At 35.1% G+C, this 20,294-nt stretch carries 19 protein-coding genes; 9 read left to right on the top strand and 10 right to left on the bottom strand.

All coding sequences use genetic code 11. The features are described from left to right. The first annotated feature begins 83 nt into the window (after positions 1 to 83). Positions 84 to 1,181 carry a glutaminyl-peptide cyclotransferase gene (locus HX049_RS11225; protein ID WP_286415863.1) on the top strand — a complete coding sequence of 366 codons (1,098 nt, stop codon included), beginning with the start codon at positions 84 to 86 and terminating at the stop codon, positions 1,179 to 1,181. 88 nt (positions 1,182 to 1,269) lie between these two features. Here the strand turns inward: HX049_RS11225 and HX049_RS11230 are convergent, their stop codons facing one another. The 4 genes from HX049_RS11230 to HX049_RS11245 all read right to left on the bottom strand — a co-directional run bounded on the left by HX049_RS11230 (position 1,270) and on the right by HX049_RS11245 (position 4,988). Then, positions 1,270 to 2,259 carry a DUF6985 domain-containing protein gene (locus HX049_RS11230; protein ID WP_286415864.1) on the bottom strand — a complete coding sequence of 330 codons (990 nt, stop codon included), beginning with the start codon at positions 2,257 to 2,259 and terminating at the stop codon, positions 1,270 to 1,272. Positions 2,260 to 2,337: 78 nt separating this feature from the next. Further along, positions 2,338 to 3,012 carry a DUF2461 domain-containing protein gene (locus tag HX049_RS11235; RefSeq protein ID WP_286415865.1) on the bottom strand — a complete coding sequence of 225 codons (675 nt, stop codon included), beginning with the start codon at positions 3,010 to 3,012 and terminating at the stop codon, positions 2,338 to 2,340. Further along, positions 3,009 to 3,506 (bottom strand): DNA-deoxyinosine glycosylase, encoded by a 498-nt coding sequence (locus HX049_RS11240; RefSeq protein ID WP_286415866.1) that lies wholly within the window; start codon positions 3,504 to 3,506, stop codon positions 3,009 to 3,011. Before HX049_RS11240 ends, HX049_RS11235 begins: the two co-directional genes overlap by 4 nt. A gap of 660 nt (positions 3,507 to 4,166) precedes the next feature. Continuing rightward, positions 4,167 to 4,988, bottom strand: coding sequence for a helix-turn-helix domain-containing protein (locus HX049_RS11245; RefSeq protein WP_286415867.1), 822 nt, complete (start codon positions 4,986 to 4,988; stop codon positions 4,167 to 4,169). A 121-nt stretch (positions 4,989 to 5,109) separates the two neighbouring features. Here HX049_RS11245 and HX049_RS11250 point away from each other — a divergent pair, with 121 nt between their 5' ends. Beyond that, positions 5,110 to 6,033 carry a GNAT family N-acetyltransferase gene (locus HX049_RS11250; RefSeq protein WP_286415868.1) on the top strand — a complete coding sequence of 308 codons (924 nt, stop codon included), beginning with the start codon at positions 5,110 to 5,112 and terminating at the stop codon, positions 6,031 to 6,033. A 64-nt stretch (positions 6,034 to 6,097) separates the two neighbouring features. Here HX049_RS11250 and pdxY read toward each other — a convergent pair whose 3' ends face one another. The 3 genes from pdxY to HX049_RS11265 all read right to left on the bottom strand — a co-directional run bounded on the left by pdxY (position 6,098) and on the right by HX049_RS11265 (position 9,037). Next, positions 6,098 to 6,955 carry a pyridoxal kinase gene (pdxY, locus tag HX049_RS11255; protein WP_286415870.1) on the bottom strand — a complete coding sequence of 286 codons (858 nt, stop codon included), beginning with the start codon at positions 6,953 to 6,955 and terminating at the stop codon, positions 6,098 to 6,100. Positions 6,956 to 7,306: 351 nt separating this feature from the next. Continuing rightward, positions 7,307 to 8,374, bottom strand: a complete 1,068-nt coding sequence (locus tag HX049_RS11260; protein ID WP_286415872.1) for an SDR family oxidoreductase — start codon at positions 8,372 to 8,374, stop codon at positions 7,307 to 7,309. A gap of 90 nt (positions 8,375 to 8,464) precedes the next feature. After that, positions 8,465 to 9,037, bottom strand: coding sequence for a Crp/Fnr family transcriptional regulator (locus HX049_RS11265; protein WP_286415873.1), 573 nt, complete (start codon positions 9,035 to 9,037; stop codon positions 8,465 to 8,467). An 81-nt stretch (positions 9,038 to 9,118) separates the two neighbouring features. On the opposite strand from HX049_RS11265, the gene HX049_RS11270 reads away from it, so the two are divergent. Next, positions 9,119 to 9,493 (top strand): hypothetical protein, encoded by a 375-nt coding sequence (locus HX049_RS11270; RefSeq protein WP_286415874.1) that lies wholly within the window; start codon positions 9,119 to 9,121, stop codon positions 9,491 to 9,493. 2 nt (positions 9,494 to 9,495) lie between these two features. Next, on the top strand, positions 9,496 to 9,984 hold the full coding sequence (locus tag HX049_RS11275) for a GNAT family N-acetyltransferase (protein ID WP_286415875.1): 489 nt from the start codon (positions 9,496 to 9,498) through the stop codon (positions 9,982 to 9,984). A gap of 112 nt (positions 9,985 to 10,096) precedes the next feature. Here HX049_RS11275 and dnaK read toward each other — a convergent pair whose 3' ends face one another. Continuing rightward, positions 10,097 to 11,992 (bottom strand): molecular chaperone DnaK, encoded by a 1,896-nt coding sequence (gene dnaK / locus HX049_RS11280; protein WP_286415876.1) that lies wholly within the window; start codon positions 11,990 to 11,992, stop codon positions 10,097 to 10,099. Between the two features lie 380 nt (positions 11,993 to 12,372). On the opposite strand from dnaK, the gene HX049_RS11285 reads away from it, so the two are divergent. The 5 genes from HX049_RS11285 to HX049_RS11305 all read left to right on the top strand — a co-directional run bounded on the left by HX049_RS11285 (position 12,373) and on the right by HX049_RS11305 (position 18,315). Beyond that, positions 12,373 to 13,797: an L-serine ammonia-lyase gene (locus tag HX049_RS11285; RefSeq protein ID WP_286415877.1), complete on the top strand. Its 1,425-nt coding sequence runs from the start codon at positions 12,373 to 12,375 to the stop codon at positions 13,795 to 13,797. A gap of 4 nt (positions 13,798 to 13,801) precedes the next feature. Beyond that, positions 13,802 to 14,980 carry an SH3 domain-containing protein gene (locus HX049_RS11290; RefSeq protein WP_286415879.1) on the top strand — a complete coding sequence of 393 codons (1,179 nt, stop codon included), beginning with the start codon at positions 13,802 to 13,804 and terminating at the stop codon, positions 14,978 to 14,980. 53 nt (positions 14,981 to 15,033) lie between these two features. After that, positions 15,034 to 15,852, top strand: a complete 819-nt coding sequence (gene panB / locus HX049_RS11295; protein ID WP_016649692.1) for a 3-methyl-2-oxobutanoate hydroxymethyltransferase — start codon at positions 15,034 to 15,036, stop codon at positions 15,850 to 15,852. 78 nt (positions 15,853 to 15,930) lie between these two features. Next, entirely contained in the window at positions 15,931 to 16,629 is a 699-nt protein-coding gene (locus tag HX049_RS11300; RefSeq protein WP_286415880.1) for an RluA family pseudouridine synthase, read from the top strand. Positions 16,630 to 16,788: 159 nt separating this feature from the next. Next, a complete protein-coding gene (locus HX049_RS11305; protein ID WP_286415882.1) occupies positions 16,789 to 18,315 on the top strand; it encodes an AbgT family transporter in 1,527 nt (508 codons plus the stop codon). Between the two features lie 70 nt (positions 18,316 to 18,385). Here HX049_RS11305 and HX049_RS11310 read toward each other — a convergent pair whose 3' ends face one another. Together HX049_RS11310 and HX049_RS11315 are read right to left on the bottom strand one after the other, a co-directional pair. Further along, complete coding sequence (locus tag HX049_RS11310) at positions 18,386 to 19,228, bottom strand: sulfurtransferase (protein WP_286415884.1); 843 nt, start codon at positions 19,226 to 19,228, stop codon at positions 18,386 to 18,388. 32 nt (positions 19,229 to 19,260) lie between these two features. Continuing rightward, entirely contained in the window at positions 19,261 to 20,196 is a 936-nt protein-coding gene (locus HX049_RS11315) for a hypothetical protein (RefSeq protein WP_286415885.1), read from the bottom strand. Positions 20,197 to 20,294: the final 98 nt, after the last annotated feature.

The following is a 20,294-nucleotide window of genomic DNA, read 5'->3' on the forward strand; positions in this document are numbered from 1 at the left end:
AATATACAACGGTTTTTTATTTTTCCAAGCTTTTTCAACTATTAGCATTAGATTTGTATATTGTATCAAATTAAAAAATGACAATGAAAAAATATAACATTCTAGTTCCGTTAGTATTAGGAGTAGCTTTTATGAGCTGTTCGAACAAAAAAAATTTAGAAAAAAATGTTTTATCTATTGATACTACTCATCTAAAACAGCTATATAAGGGAAATGAAGACATAAAACTGAGTCTAAAAACTACCGAAAATGCGCAAGTAGACTCTGTAATTTATTACTTCAACGACAAAAAAGTAGGTGCTTCTATCAAAAATGAGGTGTTAAATCTAAACTTAGGTGAACAAAAGTTAGGTAAAACAACTATTAAAGCTATCGCGTATGCTGAAAACTCGAATAAAGAATTCACTACAAATATAGAAATAACAGCTCCTAAAGCTCCTGCTTTTTACAGCTATAAATTAGTAAACACTTATCCTCATGACCAAGAAGCCTATACACAAGGTCTAGAATTCTACAATGGTATTTTATACGAAAGTACAGGTAATGGTGAAGGCGGAGGAACAACGAACACTGGAAGAGGAACAGGTAAAAAAGGAATCTCTAGTGTACGTCAAGTAGATTATAAAACAGGTAAAGTCATCAAGATTCACAAACAACCAGCAGAAATCTTCGGTGAGGGGTGTACTATCCTAAATGGCAAACTATACCAACTAACTTATCAAAACAATGAAGCTCATGTATTCAATGCAGAAACATTAACAGAGGAGAAAACACTTCCATATTTTCAGAAGATGGAAGGTTGGGGACTTACGAATGACGGTAAACATCTGTATATGACATCAGGTTCTGAGTTTATCTATAAACTAGATCCAGAAACATTTAAAGAAATAGACAGAGTAAGTGTATATACAGATAAGAATGTTATTCCATACGCTAATGAAATGGAATGGGTAGATGGTAAGATATATGCTAACTTCTATGGACAGAATGCAGTAGCAGTAATCAATCCTCAAACAGGAGCAATAGAAGCTGTTATAGACTTCAGCGAATTACTAAACCTAACTACATATCACGAAGACAGAGATGTAATGAATGGTATCGCTTATAACCCACAGACTAAGACATTCTTCCTAACAGGTAAAAACTGGAACAAAATGTTCGAAGTACAGATTATTAAATAATTTAGGGAACTGAAAACAGAAAACAGGGAACTATAAACTGATAACAAAAAATGCTGACCGTAGTCAGCATTTTTTATGATATATTTTTTTATTCTTCTTCCCAGTAATCACTACCAAAACCAATCTTAAGAAAATCTAATTGTTCGTTATATACAAAGTGAATGCCATGCTCACCCTCCCAATAACAATCGTTATAGTGAATAAAAACAAGCTGTTCTTCTGCATTTAATGCTATTCTTATATGATTAGGAGGAGCCACTAATTGCCATAATAATTCTCTATTCTCATTAGCTTTTTCTAATACTAAATCATTTTCATATTCTGCATCATAGTCTTGCCAAGCTACATCAAAAGAATCCCCCAAAGCGCTAATAACAGCTACATAAATCTCATTTTTATTCTTCTGCTCATATTCTTTTATGCAGTTTACTAACCTTTCCTCTATCCCTTCTATTGCAAATAATTCTTCTGATACGGAAATACGACACCCATGATGTCTTCCCCATATTGATGAAGATACAAAACTAATACTTACCCATTCGTACACATCTTCACTATAATAAAATTCCAAATTTGAATTGAGTAACTTATACTCCGCTTTTATAGGAGTTCTACTATCATTTAAGTCTCGTGAAACCCAATTTCCATCTACAGTAAACAGTACTGATAAATGGGTATCAAAGCCTGAAATATCAAATTTAATAGACCATTCTTCTACATCTTCATCCAATAAAACGATAATTTCCACATCTAAACAATCCCAAAGTTGCTGAGGAGATATACCTTCTACTGGTGTAGTGTAAATATATTTTTGTTCATCAAAATCATACCCCTTCTTTAGTATTAATTGATGATATAAGTAAGTAGTAAATCTTTCAAAAGTAACCTTCCATTTTACAGAAAGAACTTGTTCAACAAATGAGTCTACTTGATTAATCAACTGACTATTTTCACTTAAGAAATAACTGTCCAAAATAACATCACTAAAAATGCTATCTGCTATTTGTAGTTTATTCTCAAACTTCCAACTTGCAAACTGAATAGGAATTAAATTCCCCAAATACTTAGAAAACGTCATATACTATTGATTAATATGATAGACTAAACGGTTTTACAAAAAAACATCCTCACAAAAAAACACCTTCACAAAAATCCTCTACTCATACAGACTCACCCCATTCACATCAGTAGTCAGTACATCTGACATATAGTCAAATAATGGTCTCATCGCTATAAATGTCTTGATCACCTCCTCTTTAAAGTTAGGCGCTAATACCTCTTTATCCGTAAAAGAACGCATCACAAGATACTGCTTCTTGCGCAATAAATCGATAGCAGGATGCTCCTTGTCAAATCCCTTAGGAACAGTCTTTAGCTCCTCCCCTTGTAGTTCTCCGAAGTACTTCTGAAATTGCTCCTCTGCTATAATCTCACGAAGTTCACTATCATCCATAGCGATCTCCTTGCGGATGCGCAGTAAGTCTTCCTTATTAGGCTCCCAAAAGCCACCCCCTACAAAACTGCGTCCTGGTTCTATATTTACATAATATCCTCCTCTAAGCAGCGGCTTAGTACGTCCTAAGTGCAGTCCAAAATAAGTCTTATAAGGTGTTTTGTCCTTAGAGAAGCGTACATCTCTATAGATACGGTGTACGTGTAATAGGTCTATACTATCGTGCTGTAACATCTCATCGTGCACTACTTTAAAGAAAGCCTTCACCTCAGCGAATAGCTTATCGAATTCTGGCTTATGATCTGCAAACCAAGGTTTATTATTATTCTGACTTAACGTCACTAAGAAATCTATATGTTCTTTTTTTAACTGTTTCATACTTTATGTTTTAATTCTTGCCAATGAGCTAATTTTTCTTCAAAACTCATCTGTGCATTTGCCCCACTCGGCGAAGGTAAAGTTAGTAAAGATACTCCCTCTATCTGCCCTATGTATTTGTCAAAATATTGCCTTGCCTTTTGACTGGAGAATACGATTGTATCGATATGGGGATATTCCATCAGTAATCCCTTGATATCATTAGCTTTTTCTGCGATAATATCACTGTCTAAGCTACTCTTGCGCTCACAAGACTGCAAGACATCCCATAAGGCAATTCTATTTCGCTGAAGCAAATCGAGCTTATCCATATACACATCGCTATACTCTTCTCGAAAAACACTAAATAATATCTTCCAAAACACATTCTGCTTATTGCCGTAATACTCCTGAAAGTCTAACGATTTAATACTCGGCATCGTACCCAATATCAATACTTTAGCTTCATCAAACACCACAGGTTTAAAAGAATGTATTCTACCCACTTCACTCATATCCCAAAGATATTAATTTTTATCTCAACGAAATAGCTATCAATTCTTTGCTGCTTATTTTGCTATAATTTAGAACAATCCCCTAAGCTTCATTTTATTTAAAAATTGTTTTAGAGCTCACTCCCTATTTTTGATAAGCCCAGTATTCCTTCTACAACAACACACTAAAAAAAGCATCTCATTTTTTTTATTTTTCACTAAAAAAGCGTTCTAAAAATGGCTCTTAAATATTCTATTTACTCACTTTTTTACAAAAACAGCCTAAAAACAGCTTCTATCACATTAATATTTTAAAAAAGAGGTGCATTTTTTTTAGCACCAAAAAACAACTAAAACATTATATAACAACATATTAAACCAAAACAATATAAAATCTATGAAAACATAAAACAGCTCTTAACCCTAGTGAATACAAGCCTTGTTTTGATTTCCTTCGACAATACATGGACAATAACCCGAGAATGGTGGACTAGAGAGGTTGTTTGTCCAAGAATTGTTCTTTTACTCTCCTGCTATTCTCCTTTTATTAAAATTTAAAATACATTGAAGATTCTATCTAAACTGAAATAGAATAATATCCACATAAAAACTATGTAGTACCAAGAGTGTTTTTAAGTTTACTCCTAAAAGAATGAATATATTTCCCTCTAAACTGAGTGCTTATAGATGTGCTTGTCTATACGCTAAGGGAGATAGACCTGTAGATTTTTTAAAATAACGACAGAAGCTAGTCGCATCTAAGAAATGAAGCTCTTCAGCTATGGTGTAGATAGGTTTATCCGTTGCTATAAGGTAAGACTGCGCTTGAGTGAGTACAAGCTCATTAATAATCGCAGATACCGTCTTACCCGTCTGCCTGCGTACCAAAGTCGTTAAGTACTTAGGAGTGAGCTTTAATTGATCAGCATAAAACTGTACTTTGCGCTCAGCTAAATAATGCTGATGAACCAAATTATAGAGCCTAAAAACAGTTGTTTCTTTCTTAGAACTTGGCTTCAGATTCACCTCATCTTGTTCATAGAATCGGTTGATATGAGCAATTAAAGAATACAATAAATACTTCATCGCATCAGGATAAAACACAGATGTATCTGTATTGCAATTAGTCAATAACAACTGATAGTAATCGATGAACACGCACTGATCACCTGCATCCAGATGAATAATAGGGTGTCTCACCAATTCGTTTAAAAACTGATAATTAGTTGGTAGAATAAGATCCTTTATACTATCCAGATCAAATAGCACACATAGATACTTCCCCTTGCTTTCTGTAGTAGGAATAGAGAACAAACGCTGGGGAAACACAGTCAATAGAGAACCTGCAGAGAAATCTTCTATTCGATTGTCTACTTTAAGCTCATTACTTCCCTCCATACAATAAGATAGCAGTATTCCTTTCTCTCTATATGTAGTAGTAGAGAATAAAGAAGGAATAATACGATCCGATGTGATAATCTGAATAGGAAAGTGCTGACTCATCACGCTGTAGTTAATAAGTCAAAGTTAACAATAAAAACAACTTCTTGCACATTTATAAAACAATACTGTCAATAGATAAACAAGGTCTTATTCAGAACTTTGCTCCAAATAAATAAGAACTATGATCAGCAAATCAGTAAGTATAAAAGGAACTCCTTATACCCTATATATCAACTATCAAGATGATAAACAAAAACGAAAAGAGTTCAATCGAATGTGTCAGGAAGTATGGGAGTTTGATTTTGAAGCCTTTTACCAATCGGGATACTGGGGAGAGGAGTGTATACTATTTTCTTTATTCCAAGAAGATAAGATAGTCGCACATACAACTTTAAGCCTATTCGAAATAACGAAAGAAAATAAAACGTACAAGGCAGGACAATTAGGCACTGTGATGACAGACTCTACCTATCAAAACAAAGGGTTGTCAAGGTTCTTATTAGAATATATAGAAGTAGCATATAGAGATATCGTAACAGGCTACTTCTTGTTTGCAAATAATACAGTACTGGACTTCTATCCAAAATTTGGTTATGTGCCTGTAGAAGAGTATCAAGCTACAATAAAGGTGAATACCAAATATTCTCCTCTATCGAGTTTAGAGAAATTAGATTTAGACACCCCTGCATCGCTTGCTTTATTTGAAGAATATGTCAAAAGTGGTTATACCTATAATAGATTGATTACTAAAAATGTAGGCTTAGCTTTCTTTTATTGTTATGCAGACTACGACTTCAGTTTTAAAAACGCTATTTATTACAGCAAAGCACTGGATACCATCATCATCTATGAACAAGAAGAAAGTGAACTGACAATCTATTCTATTTATCAAAGAGATCACCATGTCAAACAACTCGATGCAATAATAGATGCATGCTGTACAGCAGAGACGCAGACTATCAATTTTGCATTTAGCCCTGAGGCAGAACAAGCTACTTATAGCTTATATAAAGAAGGTGACGATATTACACTCATGGTGACAAAAGAGCTAATAGACTTATTCTCTGATCAGAAGACTATGGTAGCTTCACTATCCCATACATAAATGCTGAATATTCAGAGTTCAATAAAAAAGGCAGTACGAAAACTTATCTTACTGCCTTTCTGTTTTATTTATACTTTACTGCAAGAACATCTTGTGCTTGTAAGATAGCCATCGCATTCATCTCTTTCAATCCATGAAGGTGAACATATCGCAATACTTCTGATAAGAAGTTCATACTTGTCTGTATAGCTTCTTCTATCGTACGACCCTTCGTTAGCTGTGCAGAAAGTGTTCCCGTAAACAAATCGCCTGTTCCCACCACTTCTACAGGTATATTATCAGCATAGAAATGAGTCAACTTACCTTGATTTATCAAGATGACTTCTACTTGGTGATTTATATTCTCTTTCATTTCGGCTGTAGTCAAAACAATGATTTTAGAAGACAATACCTCATCCGCCTGTACAGCTGTCATCAATTCTTGCTCATTCGTTATACGCTTTCCTAAAAGGTATTCTAATTCAAAGTGATTAGGTGTCAAGATATCACTTAACGTTAATAATCGTTCTTTAGAATAATCTGCCTGTTCTTTGGGGATATACAGCCCATCTGTACGCGTATCGCCAAATACGGGATCATAGATATAAGTAATACTATGCTGGGCTTTTAGCTGCTTTATGAACTGTGCCGTAGCATCTATTATCTCTTTGCTCTTTAAGTATCCACTTACAACATACTGTGTAAGCTGTGCGGTGTTAATTTCTAATACTCCACGTGCCAGTTTATCGAATAATTCTTTAGGCACTGCTTCTCCATAATAAACAGGCTTGTCTGTGTGACTTGATAAAAGAATGGTAGGCATCGCTACGCAATTAATTCCGTGAAGCTGTATAGCAAAACTGGCTGAGTTATTCCCCACATACCCTGTAGATACAGTACTCTGTATGGATATAATATGAGGTTCTATTGTATTATTTGTCATGATAATGAAATGAGAAAACACTTCTATACTCTTACTTATTTACTTCTATAAGACAAGGAGAATATACAACTGTACTTCTTAAATTATTTCTTACAAAAATACAACTATAATCAGCAAGCGAGATAGTCCAGTTTAAAGAAAATTAATTAAACCTAGAATCGTGATAGACAGATAAACGAAAAGTAATTATACAAAATAGCTCTGAATTAGTGATACAAGTATACTATAGTATGGTTGTAGAGCTAATGAAAGAGATATGAAGTAGAATTGCTTTGTAATATTTGGCTAACGCTTATTCTGGGTTAAAATAATACCAATAAAAAAGCAGACTATAGTCTGCTTGATTCTATCTTATGGTATAAAGCGTTCTGCTATTAACTGTTCAAATAATTCTATGAAAGAGTCTTTTGTCGGTTTAAAAGCAGTAAAACCTAACTTTCTACTTTTAGACATATCAGTAATTACTTCTATTGGACGACCTAAATCAGCATCCGTATGCCAAGGAGAAACTAAGGTATCTAAATCCAAAGCTTGCAGTTTATGCTTCGCTATAATAGTCTGCCATACCTCACTCTTCTGTAACAAGGTTGCTTCTAATGGTCTGATCGTATCCTTATACCCTTCAAAAGGTATGTCAAAATAATTAGCGATCTCTTCCCATAACCACTTCCATCTAAACACATCTCCATTGGTAACATTGAAGGCTTGATTCTTAGCTATATCAGTAGTGGATGCCCATACCAACTGTTTTGCTAATACACTTACATCTGTTACATCTGACACCCCATTCCACTGTGCTTCTGATCCTGGCCAAACCATAGGAAGTCCCTCTTCCTTACAGATACTCGCATACACAGCAAGTGTAATCCCCATATTCATCAGATTACCTACTACATGACCTATTAGTGTATGAGGTCTATGTACACTCCAAGTAAAACCGTCGCGCTCAGATGCTTTATACACCTCATCTTCTTGAGCGTAATAGAAATTCTCTAAATCTAAACGAGGGTGTTCTTCTCTAACAGGGGTAATGGGCAATATACCAGACTTCACATAAGATTCAAAAGGGCCTAAATAATGTTTTAATCCAGTCACTAAGGCTACGTGCTTTACACTCTGTTTAGGAGATAATACATCAAGTAAATTCCTAACTAAAGTAGCATTGACCATGATATTCTCAGCCTCTGTGTCCTTACGCATCCATGTGGTAAAGTAAACATGAGTAGGAGCTATATCTTGTAAGGCTATAGCTAAACCTTCTGTGTCTAATAAGTCCGCAGCAATGGGAATGACTCCATCTACTACGCCTTTTGGATTTCGCGCTAATCCATATACAGTCCAATTTTGAGCGATAAGCTCCTTTGCCAAGTTACTACCAGCGATACCACTAACGCCAACTACTAATGCTATGTTCTTCATATTTTATTTCTTTGAATACAAAGCTAAAGCAAGTAAAAAAGCTGTGCATTGACCTAAAATAAGGCTTTCTATTGATCTAAATCAAGTAGTTTACTTCATTTTTTTCTTTATGCGGCTAACCGTTTCTGGAGTCAGTCCAAGATATGAAGCTAAGAGGTGTTGAGGAATACGATTGACTAAATCTGGATAACAAGTAATAATCTGAGCATATTTTTCCTCTGCATTATAGGCTATATTACTCAATATACGCCTATCTTTATTCGCTAAGCTACGCTCATACAGTATTCTGAAGTAGTTACTCATTACTGGCATATCTATCATTAACTGATCATATTGCTCTTTTGAAATTAACAAAAGCTCTACATCTTCGATCGCATCAATATTTAGTACACCTTTTTCACCTGTAAAGAAACTATAGGAATCCGCCATCCACCAGCCTTCCCAACCAATAAAGTTGATATTTTCTATTCCTCTTTCATCTATCACATAAGACTTCAGTACTCCTTGCACTACAAAAGCCATATACTTACACACCTCTCCTTCTTGTAGCAAATACTGTCTTTTGCGCAATTTTTTAGAAGTAAAATAATCTTGTAATCGCACTGTCTCATCTGCAGTTAACTGTACTTTCTCTTGAATGTGTTGAATGAGTATGTCAAACATAATAAGTTGTAAAATATCCTATCTACAAAAATAAGCAATTGAAAAGCGAAATGTTTACCTTTAGGTCTTCATTATAACATTATGCCGATTATATCTCAACAAAACTTACTTATTCCTTATCCTCAAAAAGTAGCACTCTCTATACAGTTTGACTACGCTATCGTAGATATACACAACAGTTTTGATTACTTAGAGGAACTCTGGGATGATATTGTTTTGACGATTACAAATGCTTTTAATGATAGAGGAATTACAATCTTAGAAGGTACAACCAATATCAATGAGGATTATACTGTTATCAGCTATGAAGTGGTCGTTTTAGTCACACCTCCTTATATAGACTTTTCCTTCGTTTTTGATAATTTGTATGATGTTGACTTACCTAGTGCATTTCTAATAAGTACTCCTAATTATTACGACAAGGAGATAAAAGACATTTTACTACAAACAAAATAACGATGATAAAACCAATTGATAGTACCGACTTACCCCAGACTTTACAAGTATTAGAAGAAGTAAAACAATATATGCTCAGCCAAGGTATTGACCAATGGGATGAATCTTATCCTAATGTCGATACGATAGCAACCGATATAGAGAAAAAACAAGCTTATACCTATGTAGAACAAGGTGAAGTACTTGCCTATATGGTCTTAAACGAAGAATATGATGTAGAATATAACGACTTACATTGGACCAGCCCTGTTCCATTTATTGTTATCCACCGATTATTTGTCAGTCCTAAGACACAAGGTAAAGGGATATCTAGTAAGATGATTCTATTCGCAGAACAATATGCCAAAGACAACAACTATGCATCTATTCGCTTTGATGCATATACACTAAATACTACTGCTAATGCGGTATACACTAAAAAAGGATATCAATTAGTAGGTACAGTTCAGTTTAGAAAAGGGGTGTTTAATTGTTATGAGAAAACACTATAGTAAACACTAAAAAGTTAATTACACTCAGAATCAACTTCTATATTTCAAGTACAAACAAAAAAACCGAGCCTTTACAGACTCGGTTTCTCTCTTTATAACTATATAAGTGGGTTTACTTCACTTCTTCGTATTCTACATCTTGTGTACCATCAGCATCACCTCCTTGGTTTGGCTGTCCTTGTTGAGGACCTGCTTGACCACCTTCAGCTTGTGCTTTGTACATTTCTTCAGATGCTGCTTTCCATGCCTCGTTAATTTTGTCTAACGCTGGTTGGATAGTATCTAAATTCTTCGTTTCGAAAGCTGTTTTTAATTCAGCTAAAGCTCCTTCGATATTAGATTTATTTCCTTCAGATAATTTATCTCCGAATTCTTTTAATTGTTTCTCTGTTTGGAAAATCATAGCATCAGCTTCATTGATTTTCTCTACAGTTTCTTTTGCTTTTTTATCAGCATCAGCATTTGCTTCAGCTTCTTTTTTCATTCTTTGGATTTCTTCTTCAGTTAATCCAGATGAAGCTTCGATACGAATATCGTGAGATTTACCAGTTCCTTTATCTGTAGCAGATACTTTGATAATACCGTTAGCATCTATATCGAAAGTTACTTCGATTTGAGGCACCCCTCTTTGTGCAGGTGGTAAACCATCTAAGTGGAAACGACCGATTGTCTTGTTATCGTTAGCCATTGGTCTTTCTCCTTGTAATACGTGGATTTCAACCGATGGTTGGTTATCTGCAGCAGTAGAGAACACTTGAGATTTCTTAGTAGGAATCGTCGTGTTAGACTCAATCAACTTAGTGAATACACCTCCCATAGTCTCGATACCTAATGAAAGTGGTGTAACGTCTAATAATAATACGTCTTTTACATCTCCTGTTAATACACCACCTTGGATAGCAGCACCAATAGCTACAACCTCGTCTGGGTTAACTCCTTTGTGTGGTTTTTTACCGAAGAATTTCTCTACTTCTTCTTGGATTCTTGGGATACGTGTAGATCCCCCTACTAAGATTACTTCATCGATATCTGATTTAGATAAACCAGCATCTTTTAACGCTTTCTCACATGGGATCATAGAACGACGTACTAAATCATCTGATAATTGCTCAAATTTAGCTCTTGTCAATGTTTGTACCAAGTGTTTTGGTCCTGAAGCCGTAGCTGTAACATAAGGTAAGTTAATCTCTGTCTGTGTAGCAGATGACAACTCAACTTTTGCTTTCTCAGCAGCTTCTTTTAAACGTTGTAATGCCATAGCATCTTTACGTAAATCTACTCCTTCAGCAGCGTTAAACTCGTCTGCTAACCAGTTGATGATTACGTTATCAAAGTCATCTCCTCCTAAGTGAGTATCTCCATTAGTAGATAATACTTCGAATACACCGTCTCCTAATTCAAGGATAGAGATATCGAATGTACCACCTCCTAAGTCATATACTACTACTTTTTGGTCAGTTCCTTTTTTATCTAATCCGTATGCTAACGCAGCAGCTGTAGGCTCGTTAATAATACGTCTTACTTTTAATCCTGCAATCTCTCCAGCCTCTTTAGTCGCTTGACGTTGTGCGTCATTAAAGTAAGCAGGTACAGTAATTACAGCTTCTGATACTTCTTGTCCTAAGAAATCCTCAGCTGTTTTCTTCATTTTTTGAAGAGTCATTGCAGAAATCTCTTGTGGAGTATATAAACGTCCGTCGATATCTACACGTGGAGTATCATTATCTCCTTTTACTACTTGGTAAGGTACAGCATCAACTTCTTTAGCTGATGTACTGAACTTCTCTCCCATAAAACGCTTAATTGAAGCAACTGTTTTTGTTGGGTTAGTTACCGCCTGACGTTTTGCAGGGTCACCTACTTTAATCTCTCCACCTTCTACGAAAGCTACGATAGATGGTGTAGTTCTTTTTCCTTCAGCGTTTGAAATTACTACTGGCTCATTACCTTCCATTACAGACACACAAGAGTTCGTAGTTCCTAAGTCAATACCAATTATTTTACTCATAATATTTTCTATAGTTTATTTTTATACTTAATTCATTTTTGTGAGCTTCAAGCTCGGTTACTCTTAAACAATCTTTGTGCCAACAGAAAAAAAGGAAACTTTTGTCTGTTTTTAGTCAGTTTTAACCATTTTACAATGTCATATTGTCACCATTTCACGTATTCATCGACTAAATTAATCCAATTTCGTCAGTAATTTACTGACATAAAATAAGAATAAATCATTCCGTTATTCCTCATTATCTATAAAGTACATTCATTAATATTTAACTAAAGACAAATTATCCATAAATGTTCTATCTCTTGCGTTAAATAAACCTCTAAAAGTTGTCTCTGATTAGAATTTAGCTATCTTCGTATTATTAAAATCACTACTATTTTATGGAATGTATTTCTGTATTTGACATGCTTAAGATTGGCGTAGGCCCCTCAAGTTCACATACTTTAGGGCCATGGAGAGCCGCTGAGCTTTTTTTGAAAGAATTGCGCGAACGCCAAATCTTTGATCAAGTTTCTTATTTAAAAATTGACCTATTTGGTTCACTTTCTTTGACAGGAGTAGGTCACGCTACTGACCTAGCCGTTATGCTAGGGTTGAGCGGAGCAGATCCTGAATATGTACCTGTAGAAGATATTAGTGGCATTATTGACAAGATCAACACATCCCAATCTTTGCATTTAGGAGGAGAAAAACTAATTGCTTTTAATCCTAAAGAACACATTGTATTCAATAGAAACTTCTTACCGTTTCATGCTAATGGTATGACTTTTACAGTAAAATATGGAGAACACAATGTATATGAATCTACTTTTTATTCTATAGGTGGAGGTTTTGTTGTAAAAGAGGAAAATCCTGAAAACCAAGAAAAGGAAGAAATAAAAGCAGCTTTTCCTTATCCAATCGAAAAAGCTACTGAATTATTAGCCTACTGTAAAGAGCAGAATATGTCTATCTCTGAGTTAGTATATGAAAATGAAAAGTCTATACGCTCAGAAGAAGAAATACATAATGAATTATTACGCGTATGGAATACCATGCTAGAGTGTATGTATATCGGATGTCATACTGAAGGTATACTACCTGGAGGTCTTAATGTACGTCGTCGTGCTTATGATACCCATAGTAAATTAAAAGGAGAACTACCTTATAATACACCTCAAGAATGGTTACAAACTATTCGTAAAACAAAAGTTTACTTTAGACAGATACTGAAATGGGTAAGTTGTTTTGCTTTAGCTGTTAATGAAGTTAATGCTTCTCTAGGACGTGTAGTAACAGCCCCAACTAATGGTAGTGCAGGGGTTATTCCTGCTGTATTAATGTATTATCTAGTAATAGAAAACCACAAAGCAGGAGAAAAAGAAATCAAGCAGTTCTTAATGGTTGCTGGTGAGATAGGAAGTATCTTTAAAAAAGGAGCAACTATATCTGCTGCTATGGGAGGGTGTCAAGCTGAGATAGGTGTATCGAGTGCAATGGCTGCTGGTGCCTTATGTGAACTAATGGGTGGTACTCCAGAACAAGTAACTGTAGCTGCTGAGATAGCTATGGAACATCACTTAGGACTGACATGTGATCCTATCGGTGGGTTAGTACAAGTACCTTGTATAGAAAGAAATACTATGGGAGCTATAAAAGCTATTAATGCTGCTGAGCTAGCCTTAGATACAGATCCTAAAAATGCAAAAGTTCCTTTAGACAAGGTAGTTAATACCATGTGGGAAACTGCAAAAGACATGAATAATAAATACAAAGAGACTTCAGAAGGTGGTCTTGCTGTAGCTGTAAACTTATCAGACTGTTAAACAGATGAAACAAACGATTGGAATATTGTGTTTCCTAGTCTCTGCCTACGCTTTAGGACAGAGTCAACTATATGTAACTACTCCTACTGTAGCTTACAGCGATGCTAATGGCACTACGCAGATAGGTGTCTATACACGTGGTGCATATCTAAATAAAGTAGATAAAGTAAGTGACGATGTATTTAAAGTAACTAATGAACTATTAGGAACCACCTATATATTAGATACTGATCATCTAAAAGAAGTATTGTCTGCAGAAGACAATACTGAAGCTTCTCCTTCCCCTATTATTGACTTTGATGATTACTATGGAAGTCCTCATCTATTTACTGTTGTAGGTGGGCTTAAAGTAAGAACAGCACCTAATCATCAATCAGAAACAACAGGAGTTCTATACAACGGAACACCTGTAGGAATTGATTATTTCCCTTATGATAAAGAAGCTTGGATTAAGATAAACTTTAATGAAGGACAAGGGTATATACCTGTTAAATACTTAGGAAAGAGACCAAACCTAAACAACCTAATTGCTAGTTATAAAAAGGCTACTGAACCTAAAGAGCAAAAGCGCTTTGTACAGCGTATTATCGAGCTTGGTTGGAATAGTAACGACGATGACAATGCTAAGGCATTATTAGTCTTTGCTGACTATGCAGATAAAAACAGTCAACCAGAGCGTGCTACCATTGCGAGACTACAAGCAGAAGTATTAAAAGCAATTCCTGATGAAGGTATTTATGACAAAACATCAGATTTAGTTACAAATAAATTAATTGGTTTTACCCTAAACAATGTGATAGAACCAAAAAAAGGTTTTAGTTTAGCCACATTAGAAAAGACCTTTGGAAAGGTAAAAGAGAGTTATAGCAATTTAGAAGATTGCGCTCTAGACAATTACGAGAGTAATATTATATTCAACACAGCAGAGTGTATTGGACATGATGTAAACAAAACATATACCCTGAGAATTGTCGAGATGGGCAATGGTGCTGGATTTAAAATCAACAATAACATTCTAAACGAGAATACAACAGAAACAGAGTTTTTAAAAACAGGAAAAGGCTTAATCAATACCATTTTAAATACCGAAAAAGCTTATCAGATCCCTGCTGGAGATTCTGCATATAGATTCACATTTAAAGAAGGTAAATTGAGTAAAGTGGAATTGATTTATTTCTGCTAATTCCTTTTTTTATTCTTTAATAAAATTTACAATAACCCAAAAAAACAAGAAAAATGTCTGTAGCAAAAAAAGACTATAAAAAAGTGACAACTAAGTCGCTAATAGATATGAAAGCCAACGGAGAGAAAATATCAATGTTAACATGTTATGACTACTCTATGGCTAAAGTATTAGAAGCAGGTGGAGTTGACGTAATGCTTGTAGGAGATTCTGCTAGTAATGTAATGGCTGGTCATGAGACTACCCTACCGATTACATTAGACCAGATGATCTATCACGCACAGTCTGTAGTACGTGGAGCTGACAGAGCGCTAATTGTTGTGGATTTACCTTTTGGTTCTTACCAATCTGATCCAAAAGAAGCATTGCGTTCAGCTATCCGTATCATGAAAGAAAGCGGAGCTCATGCAGTAAAAATGGAAGGTGGAGAAGAGATTAAAGATGGTATCAAACGCATCTTAGACGCAGGTATCCCTGTTATGGGACACTTAGGTCTTACTCCTCAGTCTATCTACAAATTCGGAACTTATACAGTAAGAGCTAAAGAAGAAGAAGAAGCTAATCAACTTATCAAAGACGCTAAAATGCTAGAAGAAATAGGATGTTTCGCTCTTGTACTAGAGAAAATACCTGCTGCTTTAGCAAAGAAAGTTGCTGAGAGTATCTCTATCCCGGTTATCGGTATCGGTGCTGGTAATGGTGTGGATGGACAAGTATTAGTAGTACATGATATGATAGGTTTAACTCACGAGTTTAGTCCTAAATTCTTACGTCGTTATATGAATATTTTTGAAGATATGAAAAATGCAGTATCTCAATACGTTGACGATGTTAAGTCTGTTGATTTCCCTAACGAAAACGAACAGTACTAATAGATTCTAACTTATTTAAAATACAAAGAATATCTTTTTTACATATAAAAAGGATATTTTTGTTTAAAATTATTACAAATGAAAATCGTCTCTACACCTGACAACCTACAAGTACTACATGAAGATAATCATATCATCATCATTAATAAACGCGTAGGCGATATCGTACAAGGTGATCAAACAGGTGATATGCCATTAAGTGAAATAGTAAAGCTATACTTAAAAAAGAAGTATAATAAACCTGGTGAAGTGTATCTAGGTGTGGTACATCGCTTAGATCGTCCTACTTCTGGGTTAGTTGTATTTGCAAAAACTTCTAAAGCACTGAGTCGCTTAAATGAATCATTCAAAAATAGAGAAACACAGAAGACCTATTGGGCAGTAGTAAAAGATGCTCCTCCTAAAGTAGAAGACACATTAGAGCATTTTTTAGTGAGAAATCCTAAAAATAATACTTCCAAAGCACATAAAAAAGAAGTACCGAATAGCAAAAAAGCGAAGCTAACATATCGAATGTTTCACCAGCTAAAGACCTACTCTACTCTTGAGATAGATCTACACACTGGTCGTCACCACCAGATAAGATGCCAGCTATCAGCTATAGGATGCCCTATTAAAGGAGATTTGAAGTATGGAGCAGACAGAAGTAATCCTGATGGAGGCATTCACTTACATGCTCGTAAGCTGACCTTTATTCATCCAGTGACCAAAGAGGCACTTACTATAGTAGCCCCTACTCCTGATGAAGTAATATGGAATAATATAGAGAATAAATAACCTCATCACTATAAACGTTTAGTTAGTCATAGCTAAACGTTTTTTTTTGCTCTATCAAAAAGATATCTATTCATTATTCTCCTAAATAAGATTTTTTTAAGCACAATATAAAAATTAATAAAAAATATTATCTTTCGCTTTCACTTAACATTATCATAAATGACTGATACACCAAAAAAGAGTTTAGTAGATAGGTTTCTATCTAGCGTTGAAAAAATTGGTAATATGCTACCTCATCCAGCAACACTATTTGCTAGTTTTGCCCTATTAGTAATTATTGCTTCATGGATAGCTAGTTTCTTTGATCTCTCCGTAATACACCCCGGTACGAAAGAAGAAATACAGTCATTTAACTTAGTAAGTGCAGAGGGACTACACATGATTTTAACAAAGATGGTTACTAACTTTACCAACTTTGCTCCTCTAGGTACGGTACTAGTATCTTTACTAGGTATTGGTATTGCAGAAGGTTCAGGATTAATAGGAACTATCCTAAAAAAGATAGTACTATCCTCTCCTAAGAAGTTACTGACATTCGTTATCGTATTTGCAGGAATCTTATCTAATACGGCTAGTGAAGTAGGATACGTTTTATTAGTACCTCTAGCTGCAATTATATTCTTAGCGGCAGGGAGACACCCTATCGCAGGATTAGCAGCTGCATTCGCAGGTGTATCAGGAGGATATAGTGCTAACTTATTATTAGGTACTATAGACCCTTTATTAGCAGGATTATCTGAAGAGGCTGCACGAATTATAGATCCTACTTATGTGGTAAATCCAGCGGCTAACTACTATTTCCTATTTGTCTCTACATTTATAGTAGCACTTTTAGGGACATGGGTTACTGAGCGCATTGTAGTCCCAAGATTAGGAGAATACACGGGGGATGAAAAAGCTATCTCTATAGATCCACTTACAAAAGAAGAAAAGAAAGGTCTGATCTATGCTAGTATTGCAGGGATATTATTTACAGCATTTATACTAGGAGGTCTGATCCCAGAGAGCGGTTATTTAAGAGGTACTGATGGTGGGATTCTTAAGTCTCCTTTTATGTCAGGTATTGTTGCTTTATTATTTATTGGAGCAGCACTAGCAGGTATCGCTTATGGTATCGGAGCTAAAACCATCAAAAATGATACTGATGTCATGAAAGGAATGTCAAAAGCAATGGAAACACTTGGCTCTTATATCGTATTAGTATTCTTTGCAGCGCAATTTGTAGCTTATTTTAACTGGACTAACCTAGGGTTAATATTTGCTATCGAAGGAGCAGAAACCTTACAAAAATCAGGTTTAGGTGCAATTCCTTTAATGCTAATGTTCATAATTGTATCAGCATTGATCAATCTTATTATGGGAAGTGCTTCAGCTAAATGGGCGATTATGGCTCCAGTATTCATACCTATGTTTATGCTATTAGGATATTCCCCTGAACTAACACAAGTAGCATATAGAATTGGAGATAGTGTAACGAATATTATCTCTCCTATGATGAGTTATTTTGCCTTAATTGTTGCCTTTATGCAGCGTTATGACAAAAAAGCAGGTATAGGAACTATTGTTTCCACTATGCTTCCTTATACATTTGTATTCTTTATCGGATGGGCAATCCTGTTTATCATCTGGTTATTATTAGAATTACCACTAGGGCCAGGTGCTCAACTATTCTACAATGTTCAATAAAAATTAAAACATAATAAAAGAGGAACTAATCCGAAAGAATTAGTTCCTCTTTTCATTTTTATTACTTTATCTATTCTCCTGTATCAATAGGCTTGTTACTTCTAGACCACTCACTCCACGAGCCCACATATAGCTTAGGTGTCGGGATACCAGCTGCTGTAATAGCTAATAGCGTATGACAGGCTGTAATACCAGAACCACAGTGTACTGCTCTATTTTCTAATGGATAATCTTGTAGAATAGCAGTATACTTTTTTCTTAACTGTTCTTCTGTCAAGAACATCCCCCTCTCATCTAGATTAGACATAAAAGGAACATTGATAGCTCCTGGGATATGTCCTGCTACTTGATCTATTGGCTCTGTTATTCCTTTATAACGATTCTCCTCGCGTACATCTATTACTACATAATCCTCTCTCCCTACATTTGCTTCTATTTCATTAATATCAGCTAGTGGTAGTTGCCACTCCGTTACTGGATATACACCTACTTCGCTTGGTTTTACCACCTTGTTATTACTTGAAAAACCCGCTTGCTGTGCAGCACTCATGCCTCCGCTAAGCACCTGTACTTTCTGATTACCTACAGCTGTCAGCATCCACCAAAAACGTGCCGCAGAATTCCCTCCGAATACAGTGTCATAGATAATCACATGTGAGTCAGGAGTTATACCTAAAGATTGTAAACTATGAGCAAACTTATCAAGAGGAGGTAATGGATGTCTCCCTCCCTTAGAGGCATCTTCTCCTATATGTGCTAACTGTGTATTTCCATCTACAAATAATGCTCCGTCTAAATGTTCTTTATCATATTCAGTTCTAGCCACTTTACTATTTGTAGCATCTATTAATATATAACTACTTCCTTGTTCTTTTAAAGACAATAGTTCACTAGGTAGGATAATTGGTTTCATATTTATAAGTATTGTTTGTTCTGTATTTAACTTTATAAGCTCAGCGGTGTAAAAACACTAGCTAACCGCTCTTCTAACTTAGCTAAATCCTCTTTCGCTTTAGTACCATAAAATCGTTTAGTAGCCAATATAACTGTTTCTTGTTCTAACAACTTTCGTTCTACGATCATCTCTGCCTCATACACCATTTTCATAGCTTGAGGCACACTAGGTATCTCCACTTCTAGTTTTAAGATCCCACCTTCTTCATTTATATAATAAGGCAGTACTTTATTGATAACAGGGTTAAATAACTTACTTGTATAGAGTATCACAGATTCAGGTAAGTTCTTCTTCTTGTTCTCTTTCTTACGCGTATAGATAACTTTCTCTACCTCATAACCAGCTACATTACTTACCTCACCAGTAAGTTTACGATCATAATTCTCTAAAGTAATATTAGTCTGCAATAATTCTTTTGCAAAAAAATCTTTTTTGTATGAAAAATTTAATTCTGTATTCGGAACTATTGTTGACGCCGTATACACAAATCCTTCATCTAAAATATCATTCCATTTATTCTCTAGAATATAAGTAGCTCCTTCTCCTTTGTACACTACTTCATAGCCCGCCACATATACATTATTTTTAATAAATGCTAATGTACCATACTCTTCTAAAAACTGAGGATTATCCGTCAAAAACTGATTCAATCTATCTCTATCTTCTACGGACAGCGATTCTATATACTTCTTCGCTAGTTCCTTACTATACAGAGGATCTTGACTGATATACTCTGTAAATTGTTCTATAAGAGGATCGGTTAATGACATTTTATACCCTAAAACTCCTTCTATAAACTTATCCTTCTTTATAGTCGTTTTCTCTTTAGGCACCACAGCTATATCAGTAGCCTCTTGTTGTTTATTTTCCTTACACCCTATCAGCGCTACCCCTACTATCAACAGTCCTAAACTTAGTCTTTTCATTCTACTTTGTATTGAAAATCTAAAGTACAAAAAATAACTACGCTCACTTATCCCTTCTCTCTATAATAAATAATGAATAAATGATTTATACCTAGAAT

The sequence above is a fragment of the Myroides odoratimimus genome, from assembly GCF_030326305.1.
GTDB classification, from domain to species: Bacteria; Bacteroidota; Bacteroidia; order Flavobacteriales; family Flavobacteriaceae; genus Flavobacterium; species Flavobacterium odoratimimum_A.

Excerpts from the sequence above, each read along its gene's own strand:
- HX049_RS11315 (WP_286415885.1), bottom strand. The coding sequence starts at position 20,196 with ATGAAAAGACTAAGTTTAGGACTGTTGATAGTAGGGGTAGCGCTGATA.
- HX049_RS11290 (WP_286415879.1), top strand. The coding sequence starts at position 13,802 with ATGAAACAAACGATTGGAATATTGTGTTTCCTAGTCTCTGCCTACGCT.
- dnaK (WP_286415876.1), bottom strand. The coding sequence starts at position 11,992 with ATGAGTAAAATAATTGGTATTGACTTAGGAACTACGAACTCTTGTGTG.
- HX049_RS11225 (WP_286415863.1), top strand. The coding sequence starts at position 84 with ATGAAAAAATATAACATTCTAGTTCCGTTAGTATTAGGAGTAGCTTTT.
- HX049_RS11260 (WP_286415872.1), bottom strand. The coding sequence starts at position 8,374 with ATGAAGAACATAGCATTAGTAGTTGGCGTTAGTGGTATCGCTGGTAGT.
- HX049_RS11245 (WP_286415867.1), bottom strand. The coding sequence starts at position 4,988 with ATGAGTCAGCACTTTCCTATTCAGATTATCACATCGGATCGTATTATT.
- HX049_RS11270 (WP_286415874.1), top strand. The coding sequence starts at position 9,119 with ATGCCGATTATATCTCAACAAAACTTACTTATTCCTTATCCTCAAAAA.
- HX049_RS11310 (WP_286415884.1), bottom strand. The coding sequence starts at position 19,228 with ATGAAACCAATTATCCTACCTAGTGAACTATTGTCTTTAAAAGAACAA.
- HX049_RS11265 (WP_286415873.1), bottom strand. The coding sequence starts at position 9,037 with ATGTTTGACATACTCATTCAACACATTCAAGAGAAAGTACAGTTAACT.
- HX049_RS11305 (WP_286415882.1), top strand. The coding sequence starts at position 16,789 with ATGACTGATACACCAAAAAAGAGTTTAGTAGATAGGTTTCTATCTAGC.
- HX049_RS11240 (WP_286415866.1), bottom strand. The coding sequence starts at position 3,506 with ATGAGTGAAGTGGGTAGAATACATTCTTTTAAACCTGTGGTGTTTGAT.
- HX049_RS11300 (WP_286415880.1), top strand. The coding sequence starts at position 15,931 with ATGAAAATCGTCTCTACACCTGACAACCTACAAGTACTACATGAAGAT.
- HX049_RS11275 (WP_286415875.1), top strand. The coding sequence starts at position 9,496 with ATGATAAAACCAATTGATAGTACCGACTTACCCCAGACTTTACAAGTA.
- HX049_RS11230 (WP_286415864.1), bottom strand. The coding sequence starts at position 2,259 with ATGACGTTTTCTAAGTATTTGGGGAATTTAATTCCTATTCAGTTTGCA.
- HX049_RS11235 (WP_286415865.1), bottom strand. The coding sequence starts at position 3,012 with ATGAAACAGTTAAAAAAAGAACATATAGATTTCTTAGTGACGTTAAGT.
- pdxY (WP_286415870.1), bottom strand. The coding sequence starts at position 6,955 with ATGACAAATAATACAATAGAACCTCATATTATATCCATACAGAGTACT.
- HX049_RS11285 (WP_286415877.1), top strand. The coding sequence starts at position 12,373 with ATGGAATGTATTTCTGTATTTGACATGCTTAAGATTGGCGTAGGCCCC.
- panB (WP_016649692.1), top strand. The coding sequence starts at position 15,034 with ATGTCTGTAGCAAAAAAAGACTATAAAAAAGTGACAACTAAGTCGCTA.
- HX049_RS11250 (WP_286415868.1), top strand. The coding sequence starts at position 5,110 with ATGATCAGCAAATCAGTAAGTATAAAAGGAACTCCTTATACCCTATAT.